The 20,820-nt window shown below is 70.0% G+C and carries 22 protein-coding genes and 5 pseudogenes; 9 read left to right on the top strand and 18 right to left on the bottom strand.

Translation table 11 applies throughout. From position 1 onward, the window contains the following. The coding region (locus ACZ4MF_RS46195; RefSeq protein WP_467500078.1) for an NADP-dependent oxidoreductase at positions 1–873 on the top strand (873 nt) is incomplete at its 5' end. A 481-nt stretch (positions 874–1,354) separates the two neighbouring features. Here the strand turns inward: ACZ4MF_RS46195 and ACZ4MF_RS46190 are convergent. From ACZ4MF_RS46190 to ACZ4MF_RS46180, 3 genes are all read right to left on the bottom strand, one after another. Further along, entirely contained in the window at positions 1,355–1,741 is a 387-nt protein-coding gene (locus ACZ4MF_RS46190) for a transcriptional regulator (RefSeq protein ID WP_467500076.1), read from the bottom strand. Then, positions 1,738–2,241 (bottom strand): hypothetical protein, encoded by a 504-nt coding sequence (locus tag ACZ4MF_RS46185; protein ID WP_467500075.1) that lies wholly within the window; start codon positions 2,239–2,241, stop codon positions 1,738–1,740. The genes ACZ4MF_RS46190 and ACZ4MF_RS46185 overlap by 4 nt, the downstream gene beginning before the upstream one ends. Before the next feature lie 247 nt (positions 2,242–2,488). Then, on the bottom strand, positions 2,489–2,707 hold the full coding sequence (locus ACZ4MF_RS46180; protein ID WP_467500073.1) for a hypothetical protein: 219 nt from the start codon (positions 2,705–2,707) through the stop codon (positions 2,489–2,491). 279 nt (positions 2,708–2,986) lie between these two features. Between ACZ4MF_RS46180 and ACZ4MF_RS46175 the strand changes: the two genes are divergently transcribed. Together ACZ4MF_RS46175 and ACZ4MF_RS46170 are read left to right on the top strand one after the other, a co-directional pair. Next, a complete protein-coding gene (locus ACZ4MF_RS46175; protein ID WP_356028159.1) occupies positions 2,987–3,190 on the top strand; it encodes a cold-shock protein in 204 nt (67 codons plus the stop codon). A gap of 45 nt (positions 3,191–3,235) precedes the next feature. Then, positions 3,236–3,741 (top strand): annotated as a pseudogene (locus ACZ4MF_RS46170) (transposase family protein); the annotation flags it as partial. Between the two features lie 873 nt (positions 3,742–4,614). Here the strand turns inward: ACZ4MF_RS46170 and ACZ4MF_RS46165 are convergent. From ACZ4MF_RS46165 to ACZ4MF_RS46150, 4 genes are all read right to left on the bottom strand, one after another. After that, entirely contained in the window at positions 4,615–5,121 is a 507-nt protein-coding gene (locus tag ACZ4MF_RS46165) for a Scr1 family TA system antitoxin-like transcriptional regulator (RefSeq protein WP_467500071.1), read from the bottom strand. Between the two features lie 385 nt (positions 5,122–5,506). Next, positions 5,507–6,691, bottom strand: a complete 1,185-nt coding sequence (locus ACZ4MF_RS46160) for an alpha/beta hydrolase family protein (protein ID WP_467500069.1) — start codon at positions 6,689–6,691, stop codon at positions 5,507–5,509. Between the two features lie 106 nt (positions 6,692–6,797). Further along, positions 6,798–7,481: a LuxR C-terminal-related transcriptional regulator gene (locus ACZ4MF_RS46155; protein ID WP_467500067.1), complete on the bottom strand. Its 684-nt coding sequence runs from the start codon at positions 7,479–7,481 to the stop codon at positions 6,798–6,800. Next, the gene (locus ACZ4MF_RS46150; protein ID WP_467500066.1) at positions 7,472–8,971 is read right to left on the bottom strand and encodes a sensor histidine kinase; all 1,500 of its coding nucleotides are present in this window, start codon (positions 8,969–8,971) and stop codon (positions 7,472–7,474) included. The genes ACZ4MF_RS46155 and ACZ4MF_RS46150 overlap by 10 nt, the downstream gene beginning before the upstream one ends. A gap of 539 nt (positions 8,972–9,510) precedes the next feature. Here ACZ4MF_RS46150 and ACZ4MF_RS46145 point away from each other — a divergent pair. After that, entirely contained in the window at positions 9,511–9,777 is a 267-nt protein-coding gene (locus tag ACZ4MF_RS46145; RefSeq protein WP_467500084.1) for a hypothetical protein, read from the top strand. A 157-nt stretch (positions 9,778–9,934) separates the two neighbouring features. Here ACZ4MF_RS46145 and ACZ4MF_RS46140 read toward each other — a convergent pair. From ACZ4MF_RS46140 to ACZ4MF_RS46125, 4 genes and pseudogenes are all read right to left on the bottom strand, one after another. After that, a pseudogene (locus ACZ4MF_RS46140) lies at positions 9,935–10,054 on the bottom strand (NUDIX domain-containing protein); the annotation flags it as partial. 35 nt (positions 10,055–10,089) lie between these two features. Then, positions 10,090–10,308 (bottom strand): annotated as a pseudogene (locus ACZ4MF_RS46135) (tetratricopeptide repeat protein); the annotation flags it as partial. Between the two features lie 111 nt (positions 10,309–10,419). Next, a complete protein-coding gene (locus ACZ4MF_RS46130) occupies positions 10,420–10,770 on the bottom strand; it encodes a branched-chain amino acid transporter permease (protein ID WP_467500080.1) in 351 nt (116 codons plus the stop codon). Between the two features lie 10 nt (positions 10,771–10,780). Further along, positions 10,781–11,779, bottom strand: coding sequence for a substrate-binding domain-containing protein (locus ACZ4MF_RS46125; RefSeq protein ID WP_467500064.1), 999 nt, complete (start codon positions 11,777–11,779; stop codon positions 10,781–10,783). A 107-nt stretch (positions 11,780–11,886) separates the two neighbouring features. Here ACZ4MF_RS46125 and ACZ4MF_RS46120 point away from each other — a divergent pair, with 107 nt between their 5' ends. Continuing rightward, positions 11,887–12,744, top strand: coding sequence for a LysR family transcriptional regulator (locus ACZ4MF_RS46120; protein ID WP_467500062.1), 858 nt, complete (start codon positions 11,887–11,889; stop codon positions 12,742–12,744). A gap of 185 nt (positions 12,745–12,929) precedes the next feature. On the opposite strand, the pseudogene ACZ4MF_RS46115 reads toward ACZ4MF_RS46120, so the two are convergent. The 5 genes and pseudogenes from ACZ4MF_RS46115 to ACZ4MF_RS46095 all read right to left on the bottom strand — a co-directional run. Then, positions 12,930–13,187 (bottom strand): annotated as a pseudogene (locus tag ACZ4MF_RS46115) (IS3 family transposase); the annotation flags it as partial. Beyond that, a complete protein-coding gene (locus tag ACZ4MF_RS46110) occupies positions 13,168–13,527 on the bottom strand; it encodes a hypothetical protein (protein ID WP_467500082.1) in 360 nt (119 codons plus the stop codon). The gene ACZ4MF_RS46110 and the pseudogene ACZ4MF_RS46115, both read right to left, overlap by 20 nt. A 15-nt stretch (positions 13,528–13,542) precedes the next feature. After that, positions 13,543–14,100, bottom strand: a complete 558-nt coding sequence (locus ACZ4MF_RS46105) for a TetR/AcrR family transcriptional regulator (RefSeq protein WP_467500060.1) — start codon at positions 14,098–14,100, stop codon at positions 13,543–13,545. 357 nt (positions 14,101–14,457) lie between these two features. Then, entirely contained in the window at positions 14,458–15,849 is a 1,392-nt protein-coding gene (locus tag ACZ4MF_RS46100; RefSeq protein ID WP_467500058.1) for an amidase, read from the bottom strand. Further along, on the bottom strand, positions 15,836–16,045 hold the full coding sequence (locus ACZ4MF_RS46095; protein WP_467500056.1) for a hypothetical protein: 210 nt from the start codon (positions 16,043–16,045) through the stop codon (positions 15,836–15,838). Before ACZ4MF_RS46095 ends, ACZ4MF_RS46100 begins: the two co-directional genes overlap by 14 nt. Before the next feature lie 625 nt (positions 16,046–16,670). Between ACZ4MF_RS46095 and ACZ4MF_RS46090 the strand changes: the two genes are divergently transcribed. Then, positions 16,671–16,910 carry a hypothetical protein gene (locus tag ACZ4MF_RS46090; RefSeq protein ID WP_467500054.1) on the top strand — a complete coding sequence of 80 codons (240 nt, stop codon included), beginning with the start codon at positions 16,671–16,673 and terminating at the stop codon, positions 16,908–16,910. Positions 16,911–16,934: 24 nt separating this feature from the next. After that, positions 16,935–17,849 carry an MBL fold metallo-hydrolase gene (locus tag ACZ4MF_RS46085; RefSeq protein WP_467500052.1) on the top strand — a complete coding sequence of 305 codons (915 nt, stop codon included), beginning with the start codon at positions 16,935–16,937 and terminating at the stop codon, positions 17,847–17,849. A gap of 349 nt (positions 17,850–18,198) precedes the next feature. Here ACZ4MF_RS46085 and ACZ4MF_RS46080 read toward each other — a convergent pair. Further along, positions 18,199–18,589, bottom strand: a pseudogene (locus ACZ4MF_RS46080) (IS630 family transposase); the annotation flags it as partial. Between the two features lie 231 nt (positions 18,590–18,820). Here ACZ4MF_RS46080 and ACZ4MF_RS46075 point away from each other — a divergent pair. Continuing rightward, positions 18,821–19,567, top strand: coding sequence for a hypothetical protein (locus tag ACZ4MF_RS46075; RefSeq protein ID WP_467500050.1), 747 nt, complete (start codon positions 18,821–18,823; stop codon positions 19,565–19,567). A 67-nt stretch (positions 19,568–19,634) separates the two neighbouring features. Here the strand turns inward: ACZ4MF_RS46075 and ACZ4MF_RS46070 are convergent, their stop codons facing one another. After that, a complete protein-coding gene (locus ACZ4MF_RS46070; RefSeq protein ID WP_467500048.1) occupies positions 19,635–19,958 on the bottom strand; it encodes a hypothetical protein in 324 nt (107 codons plus the stop codon). Between the two features lie 525 nt (positions 19,959–20,483). On the opposite strand from ACZ4MF_RS46070, the gene ACZ4MF_RS46065 reads away from it, so the two are divergent. Further along, complete coding sequence (locus tag ACZ4MF_RS46065) at positions 20,484–20,729, top strand: hypothetical protein (RefSeq protein WP_467500046.1); 246 nt, start codon at positions 20,484–20,486, stop codon at positions 20,727–20,729. Positions 20,730–20,820 lie beyond the last annotated feature (91 nt).

The following is a 20,820-nucleotide window of genomic DNA, read 5'->3' as shown; positions in this document are numbered from 1 at the left end:
GCGCCCGAGCCCCAGCCCCTCCCGACCGAGGTCCTCGTCCGCGTCAAGGCGATCGGGCTGAACCCGCTGGAGGCGCGCCTGCGCGCCGGCGAGTTCGCGCTGATCGGCCCGCCACCGTTCATCCTCGGCTGGGGCATCAGCGGCGTGGTCGAACAGCCGTCGGGGACGTGGCGGTTGAGGCCCGGCGACGAGGTGTTCGGGATGCCGCCGTTCCCGCGGGCTGCGAGCGCGTACGCCGAGGCCGTGTCGGCGCCTGCGCTGCACCTGGCACGCAAGCCGGCGTCGCTCTCGCACGTCGAGGCGGCGGCGCTGCCGGTCGTCGGGCTGACGGCGTGGCAGGGCCTCATCGACCTCGGCGGCGTGAGGGAGGGCGACCGCGTCCTGGTCCACGGCGGTGGCGGCGGGGTCGGCCACGTCGCCGTCCAGATCGCGAAGGCCCTCGGCGCGCACGTGATCGCGACCGCCAGCACGAGCAAGCGGAAGTTCGTCGAGGGGTTCGGCGCCGACGAGGTGATCGACTGCACGGCGGTCGACTTCACCGAGGCGGTCCGCGACGTCGACGTCGTGCTCGACACCATCGGCGGCGACACCGTCGAGCGGTCGCTCGACGTGCTCCGCCCGGGCGGTCACCTGGTGACGGCGGTCGCCGAGGAGGATGCGGAGCTCGCCGCCACGTACGAGGCGGCCGGCATGCGGTTCAGCGGCATCGCGGTCGACCCCGATCCGGTCGCCCTGCGAGGTCTCGTCGAACTCGTCGAACAGGGCAGGCTGCGGATCCACGTGCAGGAGACGTTCCCGTTCGAGCGCGTCGCCGACGCGCACCGGCTGCTCGACGCAGGTCACCTCCAGGGCAAGCTCGTCCTCACCGTCTGATCCCGACGTGGGGCCCCGTGTGAGCGAGGCCCCACGGGCCGGCTCCGGCCTTTCGTCTCAACGAACCGAGTCGACCTGTCGGGCCAGTAGAACTGCGCATGTCCTTTGTCATCCCATCAAGGCGTCTGACGGTGAACGCTGCCGTTTCGGCTTCCTCGCCGACGAACCCAGGTGTACGAGGCGACATCAGGGGTGCCGGGTGGCCGTACTGGTCGGGACGGAGTCTTGCGTTCCGTGTCCAGTCCGGGCGTGCTGCGCGGGTGCTCGTGCCGGCCGCAGGATGCCGCGGGCGGCGACTCGCCCGGGGCGGGCGAGGAGTCGGTGTGGCGGGGTCAGAACTGGTCTCGCCGCCGTTGACGTGCAGGGTGGTGCCGAGCATGAAGCTGCTGTCCGCTGAGGCGAGGAAGGCCACGGCGCCGGCCTCCGCCTCCCCGTGCTTCAGCGCGGGGAGGCGACTCGCCGGTCCTCCGTCTGCCCACAGCTACTGTGCGTCGCCGCCCGCCTCGTCCTCGGCGTCGGGGTGGGCCGCAGCGGCCTGCTCTGCACGGTCTGCGATCTGCTGGAGCGCGGCCAGATGTGCCCGCAGCCGTTCCCGGCCGACGGCGGTGGCCCGCACCCAGGTGCGGCGCCGCTGTCCGGTGTAACCCTTGCGGATCTCTACGAGTTCGGCGCCGCCGAGCGTGGTGAGCTGCTTGGACAACGCCGAGTCGCTCAGCCGGGCGTGGTCGCGGACGAAGGCGAACTCGCACCAGTTGGTGGCGGACACCAGGGAGAGGATCGTCAATCTGGTCGGGTCCAGGAGCAGTTGCTCCAGTCCGGGGGGAACGGCATCGGGCGCGGCGCCGGCGGCGTGGCCCATCATGCTCATGCGGCCGCCGCGTGACGGGCCATCCGCCGCACCACCACGTTGATCAGCAGGCCCGCAGCGACCATGAGGACGGCGTACGGGAGCGCTGCGGCGGTGTACGGGTGCTCGCGGATCCAGGCCGGCATGCCGGGGCCGGTCAGCATGCGGTGCACGGCGGGGCCGGCGAAGTGCTGCGCGATGCCGAGGACGAGGCCTATCAGCACAACGGGCAGCCAGGCCTTCTTGGGCGCTGCGCTGCGGTGCGGGGTGCCGGAGACGGCAGCGACGCGGGGGCTGCGCCGCCCGGCGACGACCCAGGCGACGGCGAGGGCGCCGAAACCGAGAGCGGAGACCTCCTGGGCGGCAGAGCCGAAGTCGTTGGCGGCGAAGACCAGAGCCATGACGACCCCGAGGACGGTCCACAGCCACCAGGGCGTCCGGAGCGAATCGACGGCGTCGACACGGGCCTCGCGGACGCGAGCCAGCGCTTCCCGGGCCTCGGCGGGACTGAGCGTGTTCATGATATGCCCCCTCAACGTCATTACTTTCCTGTGAGGAAAGTACCGCCCACTTTCCTACGAGGCAAGTCAGCCCGGAAACGGACCCCGAGACCCGAGCGCGGCCGGCGCGCGTGTTCGCGCCCAACGAGGAAGCAGCGCACGCCGGTTCATCACCGGCACCGTCACCCCGCATGCCGCTGCCCACCCAGGCCACAGGTGGGTCAGGCACATCGCCTCATCGGACCGAACCAGGACGGGGCATCGTGCGTCACTCCACCGCCGGCCACACCTCCGGCCCGCCACCCCGCCACTCGATCAGCGGCGAGTTCACCAGGTCCACCACGTCCAACCCTTCCAGGCCGGCACGCTCCAGGAACACGCTCAGGTCGTGCAGGCCGAACGCGGTTCCCCGCGTCTCGCTGTCGATTCGGATCTGCCGGCCGCCGCCCTCACCGGGCGGGAATACGATCACGCGACGCTCAGCCATGGCCTCAGCCTCACCCGGTCGCAGGTGAGGCGCACTCGGGGGGCGGCTGTCAGTGGCGCCCGGTCGACCCGCGCGCGTTGCTGTCGTGGGTCTTGGTGGCCGAGCGCCACCCGCCGGTGTAGCGTCGTGATCAGCAGTCGTGGTTCCGAAGTCCCGTTCGCCCGTGATCGCCATCGCGGGCGGTTTTTGCTGTTCAACGCCTCTCCGGACCAGGGCGATCACCTCCGGGTCCCGCACGGTGCGGGGCCCGATACGAGTTCCCTCGAAGGAGACGGGCACATGGCTACCGGCACTGTGAAGTGGTTCAACGCGGAAAAGGGCTTCGGCTTCATCGCCCAGGACGGCGGCGGTCCCGACGTCTTCGTCCACTACTCCGCCATCAACGCCGGCGGTTTCCGGTCCCTCGAAGAGAACCAGCTGGTGAACTTCGACGTGACCCAGGGCCCGAAGGGCCCGCAGGCGGAGAACGTCACTCCCGCCTAGCAACGCCACGGCGAGCCCCGGCCAGCGCATCAACCGGCCGGGGCTCGCCGCCGCCGGCCCTGGCGGCTTCGGCTGGAGGACCAGGTGTCGCTGGTGGCGACGTACTGGCGCACGAACCTCAGTTGCGGCAGGTGGCGCCGCTGTTCGGGATCTCGAAGTCTGCGGCCGATCGCATCCTCGATCACCTCGCGCCCTTGCTGGCCATCTCGCCGGCCCGACGGCCACGCAAGGACACCGTCTGCATCGTCGACGGCGCCTTGGTGCCCACCCGCGACCGCAGTGTGGCCGCGTCCAAAGAACTATCGGTACTCGACGAACCTGCAGGTCGTGATTGACGCCAACAGCCGCCTGGTGGTGACGATCGGCCTGCCGCTGCCCGGCAGCCGCAACGACTGCCGGGCGTTCAAGGAGTCCGGAGTCGACCGGGCCTGCCGCCTCGCACCGACCATCGCCGACGGCGGTACCAGGGCACCGGCCTGGTCATCCCGCATCGCAAACGACGAGGCCAGACGCACCTCAGCCCACAGCGAGAAGCGGAGAACGCCGTCCACTGGGTAATCGGGACTGCCGAGCCCTCGGACAGAGCCCCGGACTCCTCTCTCTGTCCCGGCCGCAAAGTAGCGGTCAGAACTTCGTGACCGCGGACTTCTTCGCCTCGCCTACCCATCATTGCCGGTGCTGCTGTCGCTGTCCCAACTGCCGCTTCCCTCATAGCCGCTGTAGTTGTCCGTACTGCTGTCGGGAGTCGACCACGCCCTCCAATCCGGTTCGTGACGGGATGCGTCCTCCGCCGCACGTTCCCGTGATCTTCTGCTCTCTCGGTCCAGGTCGCCCTCGCCCCATCTGTGGAAGCGGTCGTCGTCGCCCCATCTGTGGAAGTCGTCGTCGTCCGTTCGCCGAGACCAGATTCCGGGCCGGTGACTCTCCTCGACGGGCGCGCTCGATTCCGGAGCCCACTGCCGTTGGCGGGTGTACGTCGCAGTGTTCCGCCAGCCGGTACGCGGCCTTCTCCGGACCGCGGCCCGGACCAGAACAACGACCGTCACGGCCAGAATGACCCCGAGGGTCTGCAACACGGTCATGTACCACACTCCGCCTCGTTGAAGCCGCAGAAACCGTGCCCTTCGAAGACCAGCACGCACCGGCCGCTGCCGAGGGAGAACCCCGCGGAAGGCTCAACGCTTTAGCCAGGGCCCCGTGCCCCACATCGCCGCGAGCCAGGCCCGTCGGCTGGAGAGGACCGGTGCCCCCGTCTCTTCTTGCCCCGGGCCACCTCCGCCGAAGCCGGGGTGGCCCGGGGCAACTCCGAGAAGATCTCCACCCGTGCCACCCAGTTCACCGCCACCGTCATGCAGGGCAGTTGCGCGCCTGCGCGCCGATTGCGCGCGATCGCGCGGGCTACCGCGCGGCTTGCGCCTGATTGCCTACGAGAGGTCGGGAGAGGCCCGTGCCCGGCCGATCAGACGCCGCGCCGGGGCGCCGTACTCGGCGGACTCGTCGAACCACTGCCCGGCCCGCTCGTACAGTTCGATGTCCTCATCGCCGGTCAGCCACAGTTCTTCGCTGATCGTCTCCACGATGACCAACCGACGGTCGTAGATCCAGAACGCGTGCGGAGCCGCACGACGCAGCTGCGCACCGAACGGGATGATCCCCGGTTCGATGCGTTTCCGACCCACGAGGTTGCAGGGCCGGTCCAGCTGCTGCGCCATCACGTCGACCGGGCACGGCCGGTGATACAGGGCGGCCTCGCAGAGGATGAACCGGAATACCTGAAGCCCGATACTGACCTGCGGCGGGAGGTCGATGATGCTTCTGACCAGGTACTTTACTGTTGGCAAGCGATGGCGTGCGACGGACGCTTTCGACCATCCTGCGGACTGTCTGCGGACTGGTGGTGAGCAGTCGGACCGCCCCGAGCAGAAGGCCATGCCGCCTGGGTTCCCCGACGGCGAAGCATCGCCCGCGCGGCCATCCGGCTCTGGGCGCATCCCTGTCGGCTCGGCCGGTCCCCCATCGGGGACCGAACGCCAATCCATTGGATTAAAAGTCCTAGCCAAGGCTTGCTGGATGGTTCCGGACGCTGCCTCGGTGTCCGGAACTTCCTGGTCAGAACATGTGCGCCGTGATGCGCGGTGCGGCTCGTGACGGCTCGTGCCGCACCATCCGCTCACGCAGATCGTGGGTTTGACCAGTACAGATACCCGCTCCAAAGCAGGGCCACGCCGCGCACGAATGCCGACGCGGAGTCCGTGGCAGCAGGGGAAGTTGGTTGTCATGGCGGCGAGCCGACTGGGAGTGACGCGGTCCGTCGCTTCATGGGATGAACTTCACCTCCGGGAAGGCCGTGCACGGGCCGTCGAGCAGGTGCCCCACCCTCCGGTGCCGCAGGTGCAGGTCGAAGAAGGCGAGCGGGTACGCCTGCTGGATCCGCACCGCCCGGGCCGGATCGAGGGTGCCGATCCAGCCCTGAAGATCCGGGTCGCTCATCCCGACGGCCCGTGCCAGCTGTGGGATCAAGAACTGGACGTCGCAGTACGACGAGTGAACCGCGCCCTCCGCCTGGACGTTGAGCCGCCATCCCCGCAGGTGCGACCAGAACTCGGCGACGCTCGGCTGCGTGACCCGGGGGTACTCGGCGGTCATCAGCATGAACGGCCGGTCCAGATCGGTGGTGACCGTCGGCTGCATCGGCCCGTCGAAGCTCAGCCCGGCCCGGACGCGCCGGTCCTCGCTCATCACGAAGGCCGTCGCCGACGCGCCCTTCGACCAGCCGAACATGCCGATGCGCTGCGGATCGAGGGCGCCGAGCAGGCCGACCGGCAGCGGCCGGTGTTCGGCGTCGGGGTTGCGCCCGGCCGCGAGATCCTCGACGCGGTCGAGCACGAACCGGATGTCGGTGGCGAAGTCCCGCGGTGTCAGGGCAGGTCGGTCGAGCGGGACCGTGAGCCGGCGGTCTGGGAACACACTGAACGCGTCGTACGTGTGGTCCACCGTGACCACCACATACCCATGGCTGGCAAGCTCCTGCACCACGATGGTGGTGTCCGCCCGGTGATCGTGCGCGCCGTGCGAGAAGACGACGACGGGCAGTCGTCGGCCCGTTCGCAGCACCGGTGCGCCCTCGTGGCCGGCCGTGAGCGGCGCCACCGCGATATCGGCCGGAAAGCCGGCCGACGCGAGGAGTGCCCGCGCCACGGCGGGGGACGTCCAGCGGGCCAGTGGATACCGCTCGACGCCCCGGGCGGGGTACCAGACGGCAGCCATCAACTCGCGGTGATGCCCGGGGCCTGCCACGGGATCGGGACGGGAAGCGTCGACGAGGTGCAGGAGCACCGTGCCCACCGGGAACGGTCCGGTGGGCACGGGCAGCGTGAGCTGCACCGGGCGCGGGGCGGTCGAAGCCGCCCGCGCCTGGCCTGCGGCGCCGATCGGCACGGTGACCCCGACGGCCAGCGCGGCGCCGAGCATGCGACGACGCGTCATTCCTTCTTGGTTCATGAACGGCATGGTTGTCACGGACCCTCCCTGGGTTTCTGGACAGCACTGGGCTACGCCCGGCGCATGGGCCGCCGGCCCTGCCGGCAATGTTTCGGTCTCGATCGGCTCAGTGGCTCGGTGGAACGCGGCCTTCACGCGGCGCGGACATGAGGTAGGCGAGTACGGCCAACACCCGGCGGTTGTCGTCGTCAGAAGGGGCGAGCTCCAGCTTGGTGAAGATGCTCGTGCTGTGCTTGGACACGGCCTTCTCGCTGATGAAGAGGCGGTTCGCGATGGCGCTGTTGGAGCGTCCCTCGGCCATGAGCTCCAGCACCTGGCCTTCCCGTTCGGTAAGCCTGGAGAGGGGTTCGCGTTCGCCACGGCTGCGGCGGCCGAGCAGCTTGGTGACCACTTCGGGGTCCATGACCGTGCCGCCCGCGGCGACCGTACGGATCACGTCGACGAACTGGTCATCGCTGAACACTCGGTCCTTGAGCAAGTAGCCGACCCCTCCGGCCTGGTCGGCGAGCAGTTCCTCGGCGTAGATCTGCTCGACGTACTGGGAGAGCAGCAGGATCGGCAGGCCCGGGATCCGTTCGCGGGCGGACAGCGCCGCACGGAGTCCGTCGTCGGTGTGGGTGGGCGGCAGCCTGATGTCCACGATCGCGAGGTCCGGCCGGAACTCCAGCAGTGCGCCGAGCAGACCCGGCGCGCTGTCGGTGGCCGCCACGATCTCGAACCCACGTGCCTTGAGGAGCCGGACCAGCCCCTCCCGGAGCAGGAAGAGATCCTCCGCGACGACTACGCGCACGGCACCTCCATGACCACGATCGTCGGCCCCCCGGGCGGGCTGCTGACCGCCAGGATGCCGTCGAAGGCCGCCAGCCGTCGCTCCACACCGGCAAGCCCGGTGCCCCGGGCGGGATCCGCGCCTCCCACCCCGTCGTCGACCACCTCGATGCGCAGCAGCCCGGCCGCCCGGGCCATCCGGATCTGGAGGCCGTGCGCCGAGGCGTGCCGGACGGCGTTGGTGACCACCTCGGCGACGGCGAAGTAGCAGGCCGACTCCAGCGGGGCGGCGAGCCGCCCGGCCAGATCGATCTCGGTCTCACACGGCAGGGGCAGGTCCAGCGCGAGCGCCCGGACCGCCTCCCCGAGCCCCCGGTCGGCCAGCATCGGCGGGTGCATCCCTCTGATCAGGCCGCGCAGTTCCTCCAGTGCCGCCGCAGAGGCGACGCGGGCCTCCACGACGAGAGCGGCGGCCTCGTGCGGATCGCTGTGGATCATCTCCTCCGCGACCCGGAGGTTCATCCCGATGGTGACCAGCCGTCCCTGTGCGCCGTCGTGCAGGTCTCGCTCGATCCTGCGCAGCTCCGCGGCCGCGGAGCTGACCGCGTCGGCCCGTGTCTCGGTCAGCTCCCGCACCCGTCGGGCCAGCGCCGGGTCCGGCCCCCGACCGAGCAGCCGACCGGCATCCGCCAGCACGGTCCTCGGCAGCAGCCACAGCCCGAGGGCCAGCAGCACGGCCCCCTGGATGCCGCCGAGGACTGACGCATGGTGAGCCACCATCTCAAGGTTGAGGGACGGCGCCGGCATGCCTGGGGAGCCGAACTTCCGTACTTCCACCAGGTGTTGCCCGAACCCGCTCTGTGCAATGTCGTACGCCCCGATCCCCACCAGCCCCAGGACAGCCAGGTTCGCCGCCGCCCTGGGCCACCGCACCAGCCCGGCCACGACGGCTGCCAGCAGTGCCAGCCCGACCAGGTAACTCGTCACGGCCGACCCGATCCCGGTGCCCGGCGGCGCGGACTGCCACAGATCGAGGCCGAACAGGTTGCCGGTCATCACCACGATGGCGGGCAGCAACAGGGCCCAGCGCGCGGACCTGAGCGCATCGGCTCCGGCAAGGCGCTCGGGCCTACCGTTCGCCGGCCAGCGCAGAGCCGCACCGGCGAAGGCGGCAAGCACCGGGATGCTCACACAGCCCACCAGGATATTCAGGGGTGTCAGGCCGTAGGAAACAGAGGAACGCGTGACCGCATGAGTGAGCCAGTACGTCCATTCCAGCAGTTCGCCGGTCACCGCCGCGACCACGGGCAGTACCCACCGCCTGGGCACGCGCGCCGAGGAGAGCAGCGTGGTGGCCAGTAGGCCGGCCATCAGCAGCGCCGACGCGAGCAGCCCGTCGGGCTGGAGATCCGGCACGGTGACGACGTAGCCGCCCGTTCCTTCGGTGTTGTGCAGGGCAAGCACCAGAGCCGGCACACTGCCGTACGCGGCCGTACCCACCAACCCCGCCACGACCGGCCAACCGATCCGCCCAGCCGGTCGCGCCGCAGGCGTCGGCCGGTGCCGCGCCTGCTCCGCCCGGAAGGCCAGCACAGCGCAGACCGCGGTCAACGCCACGAGCACGCCCCCCGGCCAGGGCGCCCCGTTCACCGGAACCGGAAACGGCCACATATTCGCCCCTCGTCTCGTCTTCCTGGCCACGCGCTGCGGCCTGGAGATCATGCTGCTGCCAGGGGTTCGGCAAGCACCATGGGCCGAAACCTACTTCCGGGGTAGGCAAACACCTACTCCGGCTGGGAAGCCTCTGGCGGAAGTGTCGGCAGGGAAAGAGACAGGCGGACGTGCGGGGAGTGCTCTGCGTACCAAGGTGAGCTCCGCCTGCCTGCGCCACTCTTGCCGCCTGCCGCAGGTAGTCGCAGCGAGCGGCGACTTGAGCCAGGCACACCTATGCACTTGAAGTGCGAGCACCATCACGCCCATTCGCTTGATTCTCACACAGAATTGGTGGCTTGCCCTCGGTGCTTTTCCGGGAGACAACGTACAAGCGCGCCATGATGATGCTGTCTCAGCACGGCGATCCGGAGCCGTGTGACCTTGGCCCTCGCGAAGCACCGCTCTTGCTTGAGAAGGCGGTCCGCCTCTGCGAGGAGACAGGCGTTTCGTTCGATGAACTTGTCTCCCGCTCGGGCTTGCCCTTCGAGCTGGCGAACGAGGTCTACGCCACCGCGACCATGACGAGGCCGCGTCTTGCACTGGATGCATCCGACGAGAGCGAAAAGCCGACCGCCCCCGAGGTGCTGACGCTATTCCCCAGCTGACCGTCGTAGTCACAGCAGTTGCGCGTCCCCCACTCCAGCTCACTCCTGGCCGGCCTGTTCCGGGTCGCATGGCCACGGTGACGCCGTGCTGGTCCCTACTTCCACCCGTCCAGCGATACCTGGGGGCCGCCGGTGAGATATCGGCGGAGGGCACTGGCAGGAGGACGACCCGGTTGGTGGCTTTGTCGTGGACGATGACGGCGGCGACCAGCAGGGTCATGGATTCGAGGGCGGGTGGAAGGGCTTTGGGCTGCTCGTCGGTTGTCCGCTGAGCCACGGTTACGTCCCTTCGTCGGCCGGTTGGTGGGCAACTTAGGCCAGTACTTCGCTTGCGCGGCGGGCCAGTTCGGCCGCTCCAGGCACCCTGCGGCGCTGGTAGACGGCGAAGGTGGAGCGAAGCGAGCTGATCGCCTTGCGGGTGCGGTCGGAGGTCATGCCATCCATCAGGGTCAGGGCTTGGGACCAGGCGGCGACGGCCTCGTCGGCTCGGGCCTGGGCGGCAAGGCTGTCGCCCAGGTCGGCATCGACGAGCACTGGAGCCCGCATGGCCGCGAGGTGCGTCCGCGGGTGGCGTCCAGCCCGCCCCGCCGCTCCCGGCCGCGTGGACTGGGCGGCAACGGCGAGGTGATGCGTGGGTGTTGATCAGCCTGCGGGTTCCTGGTGGGCGAAGAGGGTGCTGGCCAGGGTGACGTGGACGGCGGTGCCGCCGAGGATGCTGAGCAGGGCGTTGCGGCGCCACAGGTGCATGCCGACGGTGGTGGCGAGCGCGGCGAGGGGCGCCGCGGCGCGAGCGTCGGTCACCGGAACGTCGCACAGGCAGTACACGATGAGGATGATCATGACACCGGCGGGCATGCGGGTGCTGAGGTACTGCACGGTGCTGCTGGCGCGCAGCGGGGCGAACGCGGCGAACGGCAGGGCGCGCAGCGCCCAGGTGACGGCGGCGGCGACGGCGATCGCGGCGACGGCGTAGGCGGTCGGGCTCGGTTCCAGGGGACGGCGGCTACGTGTCGAGCGATTCCGCGGCGAAGACGTCCTCGATTCTCCACTGTCGGCTGGTCAGGCCCTGCTGGTAGTGATAGCGCAGGCAGGTGTCGAGGGCGGCGCGGTTGGCCGCGATGCCGTAGGGCCACCAGTCCTCAGGGAACTCCTCACCGTTGCGATCCACCAGGGCGTTCATCCACGGAATCATGGTCTGGACCTGGTAGAGCCTGCGGCTTTGGCGGTAGCGTTCGGCAGCGGCGTCCTTCGCCCGGGAGAAGGCACGGTAGACGCCGTGCGCGAGTCCAGGATGGTCCTGCAGCAGTTCCCGCCGGATGACGACGGTGTGCATCATCGGGAAAATGCCGGTTCGCCGGTAGTAGTCGCGTTCCAGCGGCTCGAAGTCGGGGAACAGCCGGGTGACGTTCGGGGATCCGTCGAGCACGCACTGGGGGACATTCGCCGAGAACAGCGCGTCGATCTCACCGGCGTCGAGCATCGCGCTCAGTGTCTTTCCTTCGGGCGCGACGCGCACGTCGACTTCGGCCGGGTGCGGATGGGGGATGAAGTCGAAGGGGGGCGCGGGGTGCTCCAGGCCGCCGATCACCCAACGGCTCTCCTCGGGTTTGAATCCGTACTCGTCCATCAGGATCCCTTTGGCCCACACACCGGAGTCCTGACCGTAGACGCCGAACTCGCCGATGGTCCTGCCCGCGAGATCGCTCGGTTCCGTGATCCCGCTGTGGATGTTGACGAAGATGCACGAGTGACGGAACACCCGGTTCGGGAAGACCGGCAATGCCACGAACGGCAGTCCGGTCTTCAGCAACCGCAGGTAGAACGTGAGGCCGAGCTCGGCGACGTCGAACTCGTTTCCGCGGATCAGCCGGTCGAAGAGCTCCGGCAGGGTCGCTCCGGTCTTCATCGTGACGTCGATGCCGTCGGTGCTTACGGTCCCATCGAACAGTGCCCGCGTCGTGTCGTACGGGAAGCACCCGACCGTGAGGGCAGGGGCGGCCATGAATACTCCTCCTCGTCGGCTCTGCTGCTTCCATCGTTGGCCGTCGCGGTGTCCGCTGTCCAAGACCCGTAGGGAACGTCCGATACCGCACGGGTATCGTGCTGGACGTGGACCTTCGCTCGCTCCGGTATTTCGTCGCCGTCGCCGAGGAGTGTCACATCGGCCGGGCGGCGAACCGCCTGCACATGACGCAGCCACCACTGAGCCGCGCGATCCGGCAGCTCGAGGACGAACTCGGCGTCCTCCTGTTCGAACGCACCCCCAAGGGCGTCACCCTCACGCCCGCCGGAAAGGTTCTGTACGACGAAACGGGGGAGTTGTTGGGGCGAGCCGACCGGATCCGCAGGCGAGTGGCCGCTGCGGCGGGTACGGCGCCCCTCACCGTCGGGACCCTGGCGGACGCGGCCGAACAGGTCGGCGGCCGACTGGTCCCACTCTTCCGGGCCCGCCATCCGCACGTCCACGTCACCATCCACGAATCCGACCTCGGCGACCCGACAGCCGGACTGCGCGCCGGGCTGGTCGACGTGGCGATCACCCGAACTCCCTTCGACGAAACCGGCATCAGCACCCACGTCCTGCGCTCGGTACCTGTCGGCGTGGTGATGCGGGATGACGATCCCGTCGCCGGTCACGCCTCGGTCTCGTCGGCCGACCTCGCCGGCCGCCGATGGGTCCGGCTGCCGGACGGCGCCGATCCGGCGTGGACGGCGTACTGGACCCGCAGCGGAGACAACGACGCGTCGCCGGTCATACGAACGATCCAGGAGTGCCTGCAAGCGGTCCTGTGGAACGGCACATCGGCTCTCGCTCCCATCGATCAGCCGTTGCCCGCCGGCCTGGTCGTCGTCCCGCTAAGTGACCGCCCGCCCAGTGATCTCGTCGTGGCCTGGCCAAGGACGACAGCACGCAACCCACTGGTACGCGGCTTCATACAAGTCGCAGAGAACTGCTGGCACACCTGAAACAGACACCGGTGCTCCCGGATCCGGCTCATCACCACCCACCACGATGTCAAAGGACAGTATGTGATGTCGCCACACCACTTCTCGTCCAACTGACCGGCGAAGAAGTTGCGTTGGGCGGTCCGGGGCCGCAGGTGCGAGCCGGTCGGGGGGACCGTGGTGCGCTCGCGGTCGACGGTATGGCCGAAGCTCCGCAGCTCGGCGTGGACGCGACGGACCCCGTACGTTCCCTTCTGCGCGGTGTGAACCTCGCGGATCGCCGCGACAAGCGCGTCCTCGGCGGCCTGCCTCTCGGCGCGGGTCTTCGCGCCGGCGAGCCACCGGTAGTCGCCCGAGCGCGAGACCTCGGGGATCCGGCATGTCCGCTGAACTCCGAAAGCCTCGGCGTAGGCGGAGACGAAGTCCCGGCGGCGGGTCTTCACTTCATCTCCTCTGCGAAACATGCCGCCGCCCGGCGCAGGACCGCGCGAGCTCCCACTCCTTCTCGGCCTTTCGCAGCCGGCTGCTCTCCGCGCGCAGCCGGGCCAGTTCCTCGTCCCGGCTCTCCGGGTTCTGCTCGGCACCGCGGTGAGCGCGGCCGGCATGTTCATCGGCCTGGCGCACCCGGCTCCGCAGCGCCTCGCCCGTCATCCCGACGTCCGCCGCGACCGCCGCATACGTGCGCTTCCCGCTCGCCGCCCGGCCCGACGCGACGGCATCGTTTCTGACCTCCGGATACGGAAACCCACGTCCCGCCACGACACCCTTCCTCGGATCTGCAGGATCCCTTGCCAGGGTGTCCACACCTCCGGGGTCATCTCAAGTCGGGCCGAGGAGTCCTGTCACGAGCCCGCGGGCGTAGGCGGCGTCGAGTCCGTCCGGGCGGAAGAGGATGCGGTACATCAGGGGCGAGACGACGCGGTCCATGACTGTCTCGACGCCGGGTGTTTCCTCCCCGCGTTCGGCCGCGCGGGTCAGGATGACATCGATCTGTTCGGCGGCGTAGGCGGAGCACTGGCCGGCGTTGCCGCCGTCCGGGTCGCCGAGCAGGGCGTCCCGGATGTAGGCGCGGCCGGCGGTGGAGGACATCTCGTCGAGGAACTGCTCGGCCCAGGCCGTCAGATCGGGTGGCAGGGCGCCGTGGTCCCTGGGCGCGGTGTCGGGTCGCAGGCGCTCGACCGCCACGTCCGACAACAGCTCCTGCAGGTCACCCCATCGGCGGTAGATCGTCGAGGGGGTCACGCCCGCGCGCTGGGCGATCATCGGTACGGTCAGGGCATCCCGTCCCACCTCCGCGGCGAGGTCGCGTACGGCGGTGTGCACCGACGCCTGAACCCGGGCGCTGCGTCCGCCGGGGCGCACCATCTGCCTGCTCATGAAACCCACCTTAAAGCACATTCATTGCGTCTAGCGCTCCACCTACCTCCGCGTGACCCACTGGCCACCGTTCGACGGCCGTTTCGCCGCGCGTGGTGTACACCGTCCGGGCGCCGGGCCGGCCGTCCGTCTGCACTGCGAGACGTGCGGTGCGGTCTGTCCGCTCCATGCCCACGGTGCCGTCACCGCTCGGGCACTTTTGGGGACGCCCGCGCAGGCTCCGCCGTCGAGAGCGGGCGAGTGCCCGACGGCGGCGTCAGAGCCGTCGGGGGCTTCCTCTTGCGGCAGACGGCCGGGGCGGAGCCGGGCGGCGCCTTCGACCCGGCCAAAGTGATGCGGCCGGATCCCGTCGTTCGTTCACGCCGCGTGCGCGAGGTCACGGGCGGGCTGGGTCTGCTCGTAGGCGTGGCCGACCCGCAGGAGCACGCTCTCGCCGCGTGGCCGTCCAAGGAGTTGCATGCCGATCGGCAGGCCCGTCGCGTCGTGGCCGACCGGCAAAGACAGGGACGGCGCTCCGGTGATGTTGGCGGGGGACGACAGGCGCACGTAGGCGTCGGAGACGCCCTCGGCGGTGCCGTCGGCCCAGGTGATCGTGGACCGGTCGGCTTCGACGGCGGTCGCGGGGACGGTGGGGGCGGCGATCACGTCGACCTCCTGCAGCATGCGGGCCCATTCCTGCCGCATGAGGGTGCGGGAGCGCTGGGCGCGCAGGTAGTCACCGGCGGGCATCAGTTCGCCGGCCTCCAGGAGGATGCGGACGTCGTCCTGGTAGAGCCCGGGGACCGTGCGCAGGGTGCCCTGATGGTAGGCGGTGGCCTCGGGCACCATCAGGCCCCACTGGGTGGCCTGGATGTAGCGGGTCATGGGGGTCTCGACCTCGACGAGGCGTGCGCCGAGGGCCTGGAGCAGGTCGATGGCACGTCGGACGGCGGCTTCGGTCTCCGGGTCGATGTGGTCGAAGTAGTAGGTGCGCGGCACGCCGACCCGCAGCCCTGTCAGGTCCGTGCCGGTGATCGGCCGGTAGTCCGTGGCGGGTGTGGTCAGGGAGGCGGGGTCGCGCGGGTCGTGCCCGGCAAGAGCGCTGAGGACCACGCCCGCGTCCTCGACGGTGCGGGTGATCGGGCCGACGTGGTCCAGCGACCAGGACAGGGACGTGACGCCGTGGCGGGGTACGAGGCCGTAGGTCGGCTTGAGGCCGACGACGCCGTTGAGCGCGGCGGGTACCCGGATCGATCCGCCCGTGTCGGTGCCCAGGGCGAAGGTCGCCATGCCCGAGGCGACGGCCACGGCTGATCCGCCGCTGGAACCACCGGCGACCCTGCTCCGGTCCCAGGCGTTGTGGGTCTGCGGGGTGGTCAGTCCGTAGGCGAACTCGTGGGTGTGGGTCTTGCCGACCAGGACGGCTCCGGCCTCCCCCAGGCGTGCGGCGACGGTGCTGTCGGCCGACGCGTGGTGGTCGGCGCGGACCCGGGAGCCGGCCGATGTCGCCGTGCCGGCGACGTCGATCAGGTCCTTCAGGCCCATGGGGATGCCGTGCAGCGGGCCACGGTAGCGGCCGACCGCGATGTCGTGTGCCGCTTCACGTGCGGCCCGGCGGGCGTGCTCGGCGACGACGGTGACGTAGGCCTGAAGGTGTGGCTCCACCTGGACGATGCGCTGAAGGACGGAGTCCGTCAGCTCTACGGGGGACAGTCGCCGTTCCCGGATCTCGTCGGCGGCCGCGGTCAGGGACAGTTCATACGGCTGCATCGTGCTTCTCCTCTTCCGCGCGGTAGGCGGGGGCGGGCGGTGTGTCCCCGAAGTCCAGCTCCCGCAGAACGGCGACGACGGCGTGGATGTGATTGGCAACGGCCGCGACTGAGGCGTGGCGGTCGGCGGGCAGTGGGAGCCCGGCGCGGGCAGCCCAGCGGGCCGCTTCCGGCGTGGTGAGTTCTGCGGCGGACATGGACGTTCTCTCCTCGGGGCTGGAGCGGCGCGGCAAACCCACGACATTAAAAGCTAAGAATTTGCGTTAGCAGGACTGTAGGGCCTACGATGCCTTAAAAGCAAACCTGTTGCGTTTAGTGCCAAGGAGTTCCATGCCCACCGCCACACCACGAGCACCCGCGCGATGCCCCCGCCTCGCCTGCTCCCTGACCTTGCTGCCGGCCTCGGCGGACGGCGCCGGTGCGCTGATCGCCGCCCGCGTTTTGCAGGGAGCGGCCACCGGCACGGCCACCAGCGCCGCGGGCGCGGCCCTCCTCGGCCTGGAGGACCCCTGGCGTCCGGGCCGGCCCGCCCTGACCGAACACCATCGCTCCGGTGGCGGGCATGGCCGCCGGCGTCCTGGCCTCCACCCTCCTGGTCCGTTTCGCACCCGCCCCACCGTCACCGTGTACGTCGTGCTGGCGGTCCTCCTCGCAGTGCCGTGGTCGCGTTCACCGCGGAGACGGCCCGCCCGCACGCCGGTGCCCTGCGGTCGCTGCGCCCTGAGCTCGCCGTGCCTCCGTCGGCACGCCGTGCCCTGCTGGCGGCCGGCACCGGTGTCGTCACATGGTCTTCTTCACGCTCACGCCGCGGCCGCGCTCACGGTGCGGACACCGCGGCGGACCGCGCCGCACGTCGCCGCTACCGGCGGAAGCCTGGCCGTCATCCCCGCCACGGCCTTGACGCTGAGCGGTCTGCGCGGAGCCGGCCTGCCCGCCGTCTACGGCGGCGCCGCCCTGGCCGGAACCGCCATCGCCGCCGCCCTGCTCGCCGTCGCGCCGCTGACAGCACTGGCCGCGTCGCGGCGCAGGGCAGCCCACGGCGCACACAACGACCATCCGTGACGAGACCGAAGGAAGCGACCGTTCATGAGCACTCCACCGGCCACCGACCCGACCGCCGCCCCCTCCTGGACCGTGGGCGGCGTCACCGTCCACCGCATCGACGAGGTCCCCCTCCCACCCACGACCGGAGCATGGCTGCTGCCCGACGCGACCCCGGACCTCGTCGCCCGGCAGGACTGGCTGCGCCCCCACTTCGCCGACGACTCCGGCATCCTGCGCATGGACAGCCACAGCTTCGCCTTCACCCTCGACGGGCTCCGCGTCCTGGTCGACACCGGCATCGGCAACGGCAAGCAACGCGCCAACCCCGCCTGGCACGACCTGGACACCGACTACCTCCAGCGCCTCACCACCGCCGGATTCCCCCCGGACAAGGTCGACCTGGTCGTCCTCACCCACCTGCACGCCGACCACGTCGGCTGGAACACACGGCTGACCGACGGCGAATGGGTTCCCACCTTCCCCCGGGCCCGCCACGTCACCTCCCGCACCGAGCGGGAGTTCTGGGCCGGGTACGACATGGAAGAGGCCCGCGAGCAGATGTTCCGTGACTCCGTGATCCCGGTCGAGGAGGCAGGACTGCTCGACCTCCTCGACGTCCCCGCCGCAGGCCTCGACATCGCCCCGGGCCTGCGCCTGCTCCCCACTCCCGGCCACACCCCGGGCCACGTCGCCGTGGAGCTGACCAGCGGCGGCCGCAGGGCCCTGATCACCGGCGACTGCATCCACCACCCCGTCCAGCTCGCCCACCCCGCCGTCGGCGCCTGTGTCGACATCGACCCGCGGCGGTCCGAGGCCTCGCGCCGCACGCTGCTCGCCTCACTCGCCGACACGGACACCCTCCTCCTGGGCACCCACTTCGCACCCCCCACAGCCGGCCACGTCGTCTCGCACGGGCCCGCCCACCGACTCTCGCCCGTCCCCGCCGATCCCCACTGACCCCGCGCCGGACACAGGCCGTAGCGATGTCATCCAGGTCCGGAACTGCTCCTCCGCGGCCGGGTTGAGCAGGCGGGTGGTGCCGGGTCCCGCGTCGGTCCGGCCGAGCCGGGCGTCGACGATGCGGTCGGGCTCGTTCGGGTTGAGGTTGACCCAGAACGTGGAGGGATCCAGCTCCAGCCAGGTGAAGAAGGAGTCGGAGGCCTGCGACGAGAACCCCGCACCATGGCCGCCGGCATACGGCGCGACCGCGCCGTCGTACTCGCCGCCCTGGCCGCCCCCCCTCACCTCGGCAGCGGTCGGGGGCAATGTCACGAGGATCAGGCTGCCGAAGAGACAGATGTCGGATCGTGAACCCCTTCCGCCCCTCTCGGCCGGGGCCGCGGTCGATAGGGGGCGGTAGGTCAGCCGGGGCCGGCAGCCCGGTTTCGTGCAGACCGGCGCGGCCGGTGAGACGCGCCGGGTGCCCGGCGCCGTCACGCGCACCACCGGCGTGCTGCCGCGTCGGCCCCAGGTACGGCCCTTGGGCGGCCTCAGACCCTGGCCTGCCCTTCTGGCGGATGACCTCGGCGATCCGGGCCAAGGTCCGGCATTGGTCCTCCACCCAGCCGTGCGCGGCCGGGCCGGCCTCCGGCTCGCCCTCCAGTATCCGCAGCCTCCGGAGCGAGCCTGCAACGGGCGCCACCGGGCCCCTTCGAGATCAGGGCTTCCCGCCCGCCGGACGCCACGGCCCGACGCCAGTCGACGCCTCGGTGAAACGGCCGGCAGGGGCGTCTTGGCGCGGACCAGCTCCTGGACGGGTTCAGCGGCCCGCGACTCTGCGGAGGGCAGGGGGATTCGACGCGGATGGATGTCGAGGTCGAGGGAAGCATCCGGATCATCGGCGCGGAGCCCTACGAGAACATGATCGATAGCGGACCGAAAGATGACAGCATGGACATGCCCATGCAGCCCTCCTAGGCTCTCGATCCATGTCTGCCGCTGTCGACACACATTCGGATGCCTACCAGGCGGGACAGGTACTTGCCCCGTTCATCCTGGCCGCCATCGCCCTTGTCATCCTCTGGACGGCAACCCGCACGTGGCGTCGGCCCAAACCGGTAGCGGTCCCCGAGGACCTGGAGACCACGGCCAGGCTCGCGCGGAAGCGAACCCGTCGAGTCGTCATCGGCACCGTGGTCATCGTTGTGGCGGCCATAGTGATGGCCGCGCCCCACATGCACCGGTCCGACGACTTCGGCAGCGCCGCGTCCAAGGGGCCCACGATTCTGACCATCACCCCACCGACCACCCTCGGCAGCTACAGGCTGATGACCGGCACGCAAGCAGGCCGACTCAGTGCCCAAATGGAAGGAAAACTACCCAAACACGAGACAGTCGTCTTCTACACCACCGCAAGCAAGCCCACTCAGCCCGTGATAGAGGTCTTCAGCGACACCAGCACCACCGATCCGCGGCTCGCGCAGGAACTCACCCGGAACTCGGCCGACCACGAGATCACCGATCTCATGGCCGGAGCACACCTCACCGACGCCGAGGATTTCAACCCCGGCTCGACCGGCGGGAAGATGCGCTGCGGAAAGAACAACGTCGAACTGCTCTGCGGATGGGCCGACTCCGGGACCGTCGGCGGACTCCTGGGCAACGTGACGAGTGGCCTCAACGCCCAGCAGACCGCTTCCCTGACCCGCGAATTCCGGAACAGCGCCGAACACTGACACCGCAGCAGGCCGGACCCATCAAGACCAGGTCCCGCCTCGCCGGCCTCTCCTGGAGCCGACCGGCTCAGCCGAAGCGAACGCTTTGTGCGACGAACGAGGCGCCGTTCACAGCCGAACCGCTCGGCAGAGTGACGGCGGTTCCGACGCAGCCGTACTCCGGGAAGGCGGTGGCCCTCCTGTTCGTGTGGTTGATCACGGTGTGCGCACCACCGCGCAGCAGATAGCACTCGCCTTCGTTCGGGCTGCGGAGCGTGAATTCCTCCCCGCTCACGTTCACGTAGGTGAAGCTACCCGCGGAGGCCTGAGCGCTGGTGGGCAGCCCCAGAGACAGGGTGAGAGCGGCGCCTGCCGCCAAGGCCACGCGTTGCACACGACCGAGCGATCCCATGGCTTCTCCCAAGTTGTTTCAGGGATGTTCTGCGTCCGTACCGTACGGGCCAGTGCCTTCGGGGTAGTGGACTGACCGCAGCCGCCTCACCCCTCTGGGGGCCAGATTCACCGGTGAAACGGTCACGCCGTTCCCAACGGAGACGCCGGGAGGCCACGGGAGTCCTTGCTCAGCCTGGCTGATGTCCGGTCCGGAGCCCGGGCGGTGCTGCTCCGGATCACCGAACCGGGCGACGCCCGGCCTGGGATCCGGAGATGGCGGTCGACTTCGTCCGCCCTCAGTCGAGCTTCCGGAGGGCACGCTCCCGTCGCCGCGGCCATACGTCGGTGCGGACAGACGGCGTCGCCGCGCCGAAGGTCACCGACTTCGCCGGTGAGCAGATGCGGCGGACGCCTCCGAACTGCGAGACTACGCGGTCATCAAGCGGGTCGCCATGAAGATCAAGAAGGTCAAGGCCCTGGACGGGCTGGACGAGGCGGCACCGATGGAGGAGCCCGCCGGCTGGGCGAGGACGCCTCCCCGGCTGTGCTCACCCTGGTGCAGGCCCAACTGGTGCAGGCCGGGGGCCCGGGAGCGGTCACCGAGGCGGTGGAGGGGCTCGGTGGGTTCGCCGGGCAATACGAGCAGATCGAGAGGGCCTCCGCGCATCACGGCAACTTCTGGGAGGTACTGCCGTGCGGGCAGCTCGGGCGGGAGCGGTCGGTGATGTTCGACCTCGCGGAGAAGCTGAAGACCGTCGACATCTCCTTCGGCACACGGAACTGGCGCTAGGTGTATTGATCACGAGCGTTGTTAACGCTGGGCGGTCTTGATCGTGGCGAAGGCCCCCGTGTGTGGTGGAGGTGTCGAATCTTCACCGCAC

The organism is Streptomyces sp. NPDC025793, assembly GCF_055558375.1.
Note: the sequence above shows the minus strand (reverse complement) of the source record. Positions and strands in the feature narration are given on the sequence as shown.

What these genes read in the sequence shown, in the direction of transcription:
- ACZ4MF_RS46190 (WP_467500076.1), bottom strand. Translation starts at nt 1,741, where the DNA reads ATGAGCATGATGGGCCACGCCGCCGGCGCCGCGCCCGATGCCGTTCCC.
- ACZ4MF_RS46185 (WP_467500075.1), bottom strand. Translation starts at nt 2,241, where the DNA reads ATGAACACGCTCAGTCCCGCCGAGGCCCGGGAAGCGCTGGCTCGCGTC.
- ACZ4MF_RS46180 (WP_467500073.1), bottom strand. Translation starts at nt 2,707, where the DNA reads ATGGCTGAGCGTCGCGTGATCGTATTCCCGCCCGGTGAGGGCGGCGGC.
- ACZ4MF_RS46175 (WP_356028159.1), top strand. Translation starts at nt 2,987, where the DNA reads ATGGCTACCGGCACTGTGAAGTGGTTCAACGCGGAAAAGGGCTTCGGC.
- ACZ4MF_RS46165 (WP_467500071.1), bottom strand. Translation starts at nt 5,121, where the DNA reads ATGGCCTTCTGCTCGGGGCGGTCCGACTGCTCACCACCAGTCCGCAGA.
- ACZ4MF_RS46160 (WP_467500069.1), bottom strand. Translation starts at nt 6,691, where the DNA reads ATGAACCAAGAAGGAATGACGCGTCGTCGCATGCTCGGCGCCGCGCTG.
- ACZ4MF_RS46145 (WP_467500084.1), top strand. Translation starts at nt 9,511, where the DNA reads ATGATGATGCTGTCTCAGCACGGCGATCCGGAGCCGTGTGACCTTGGC.
- ACZ4MF_RS46125 (WP_467500064.1), bottom strand. Translation starts at nt 11,779, where the DNA reads ATGGCCGCCCCTGCCCTCACGGTCGGGTGCTTCCCGTACGACACGACG.
- ACZ4MF_RS46105 (WP_467500060.1), bottom strand. Translation starts at nt 14,100, where the DNA reads ATGAGCAGGCAGATGGTGCGCCCCGGCGGACGCAGCGCCCGGGTTCAG.
- ACZ4MF_RS46100 (WP_467500058.1), bottom strand. Translation starts at nt 15,849, where the DNA reads ATGCAGCCGTATGAACTGTCCCTGACCGCGGCCGCCGACGAGATCCGG.
- ACZ4MF_RS46095 (WP_467500056.1), bottom strand. Translation starts at nt 16,045, where the DNA reads ATGTCCGCCGCAGAACTCACCACGCCGGAAGCGGCCCGCTGGGCTGCC.
- ACZ4MF_RS46085 (WP_467500052.1), top strand. Translation starts at nt 16,935, where the DNA reads ATGAGCACTCCACCGGCCACCGACCCGACCGCCGCCCCCTCCTGGACC.
- ACZ4MF_RS46075 (WP_467500050.1), top strand. Translation starts at nt 18,821, where the DNA reads ATGTCTGCCGCTGTCGACACACATTCGGATGCCTACCAGGCGGGACAG.
- ACZ4MF_RS46070 (WP_467500048.1), bottom strand. Translation starts at nt 19,958, where the DNA reads ATGGGATCGCTCGGTCGTGTGCAACGCGTGGCCTTGGCGGCAGGCGCC.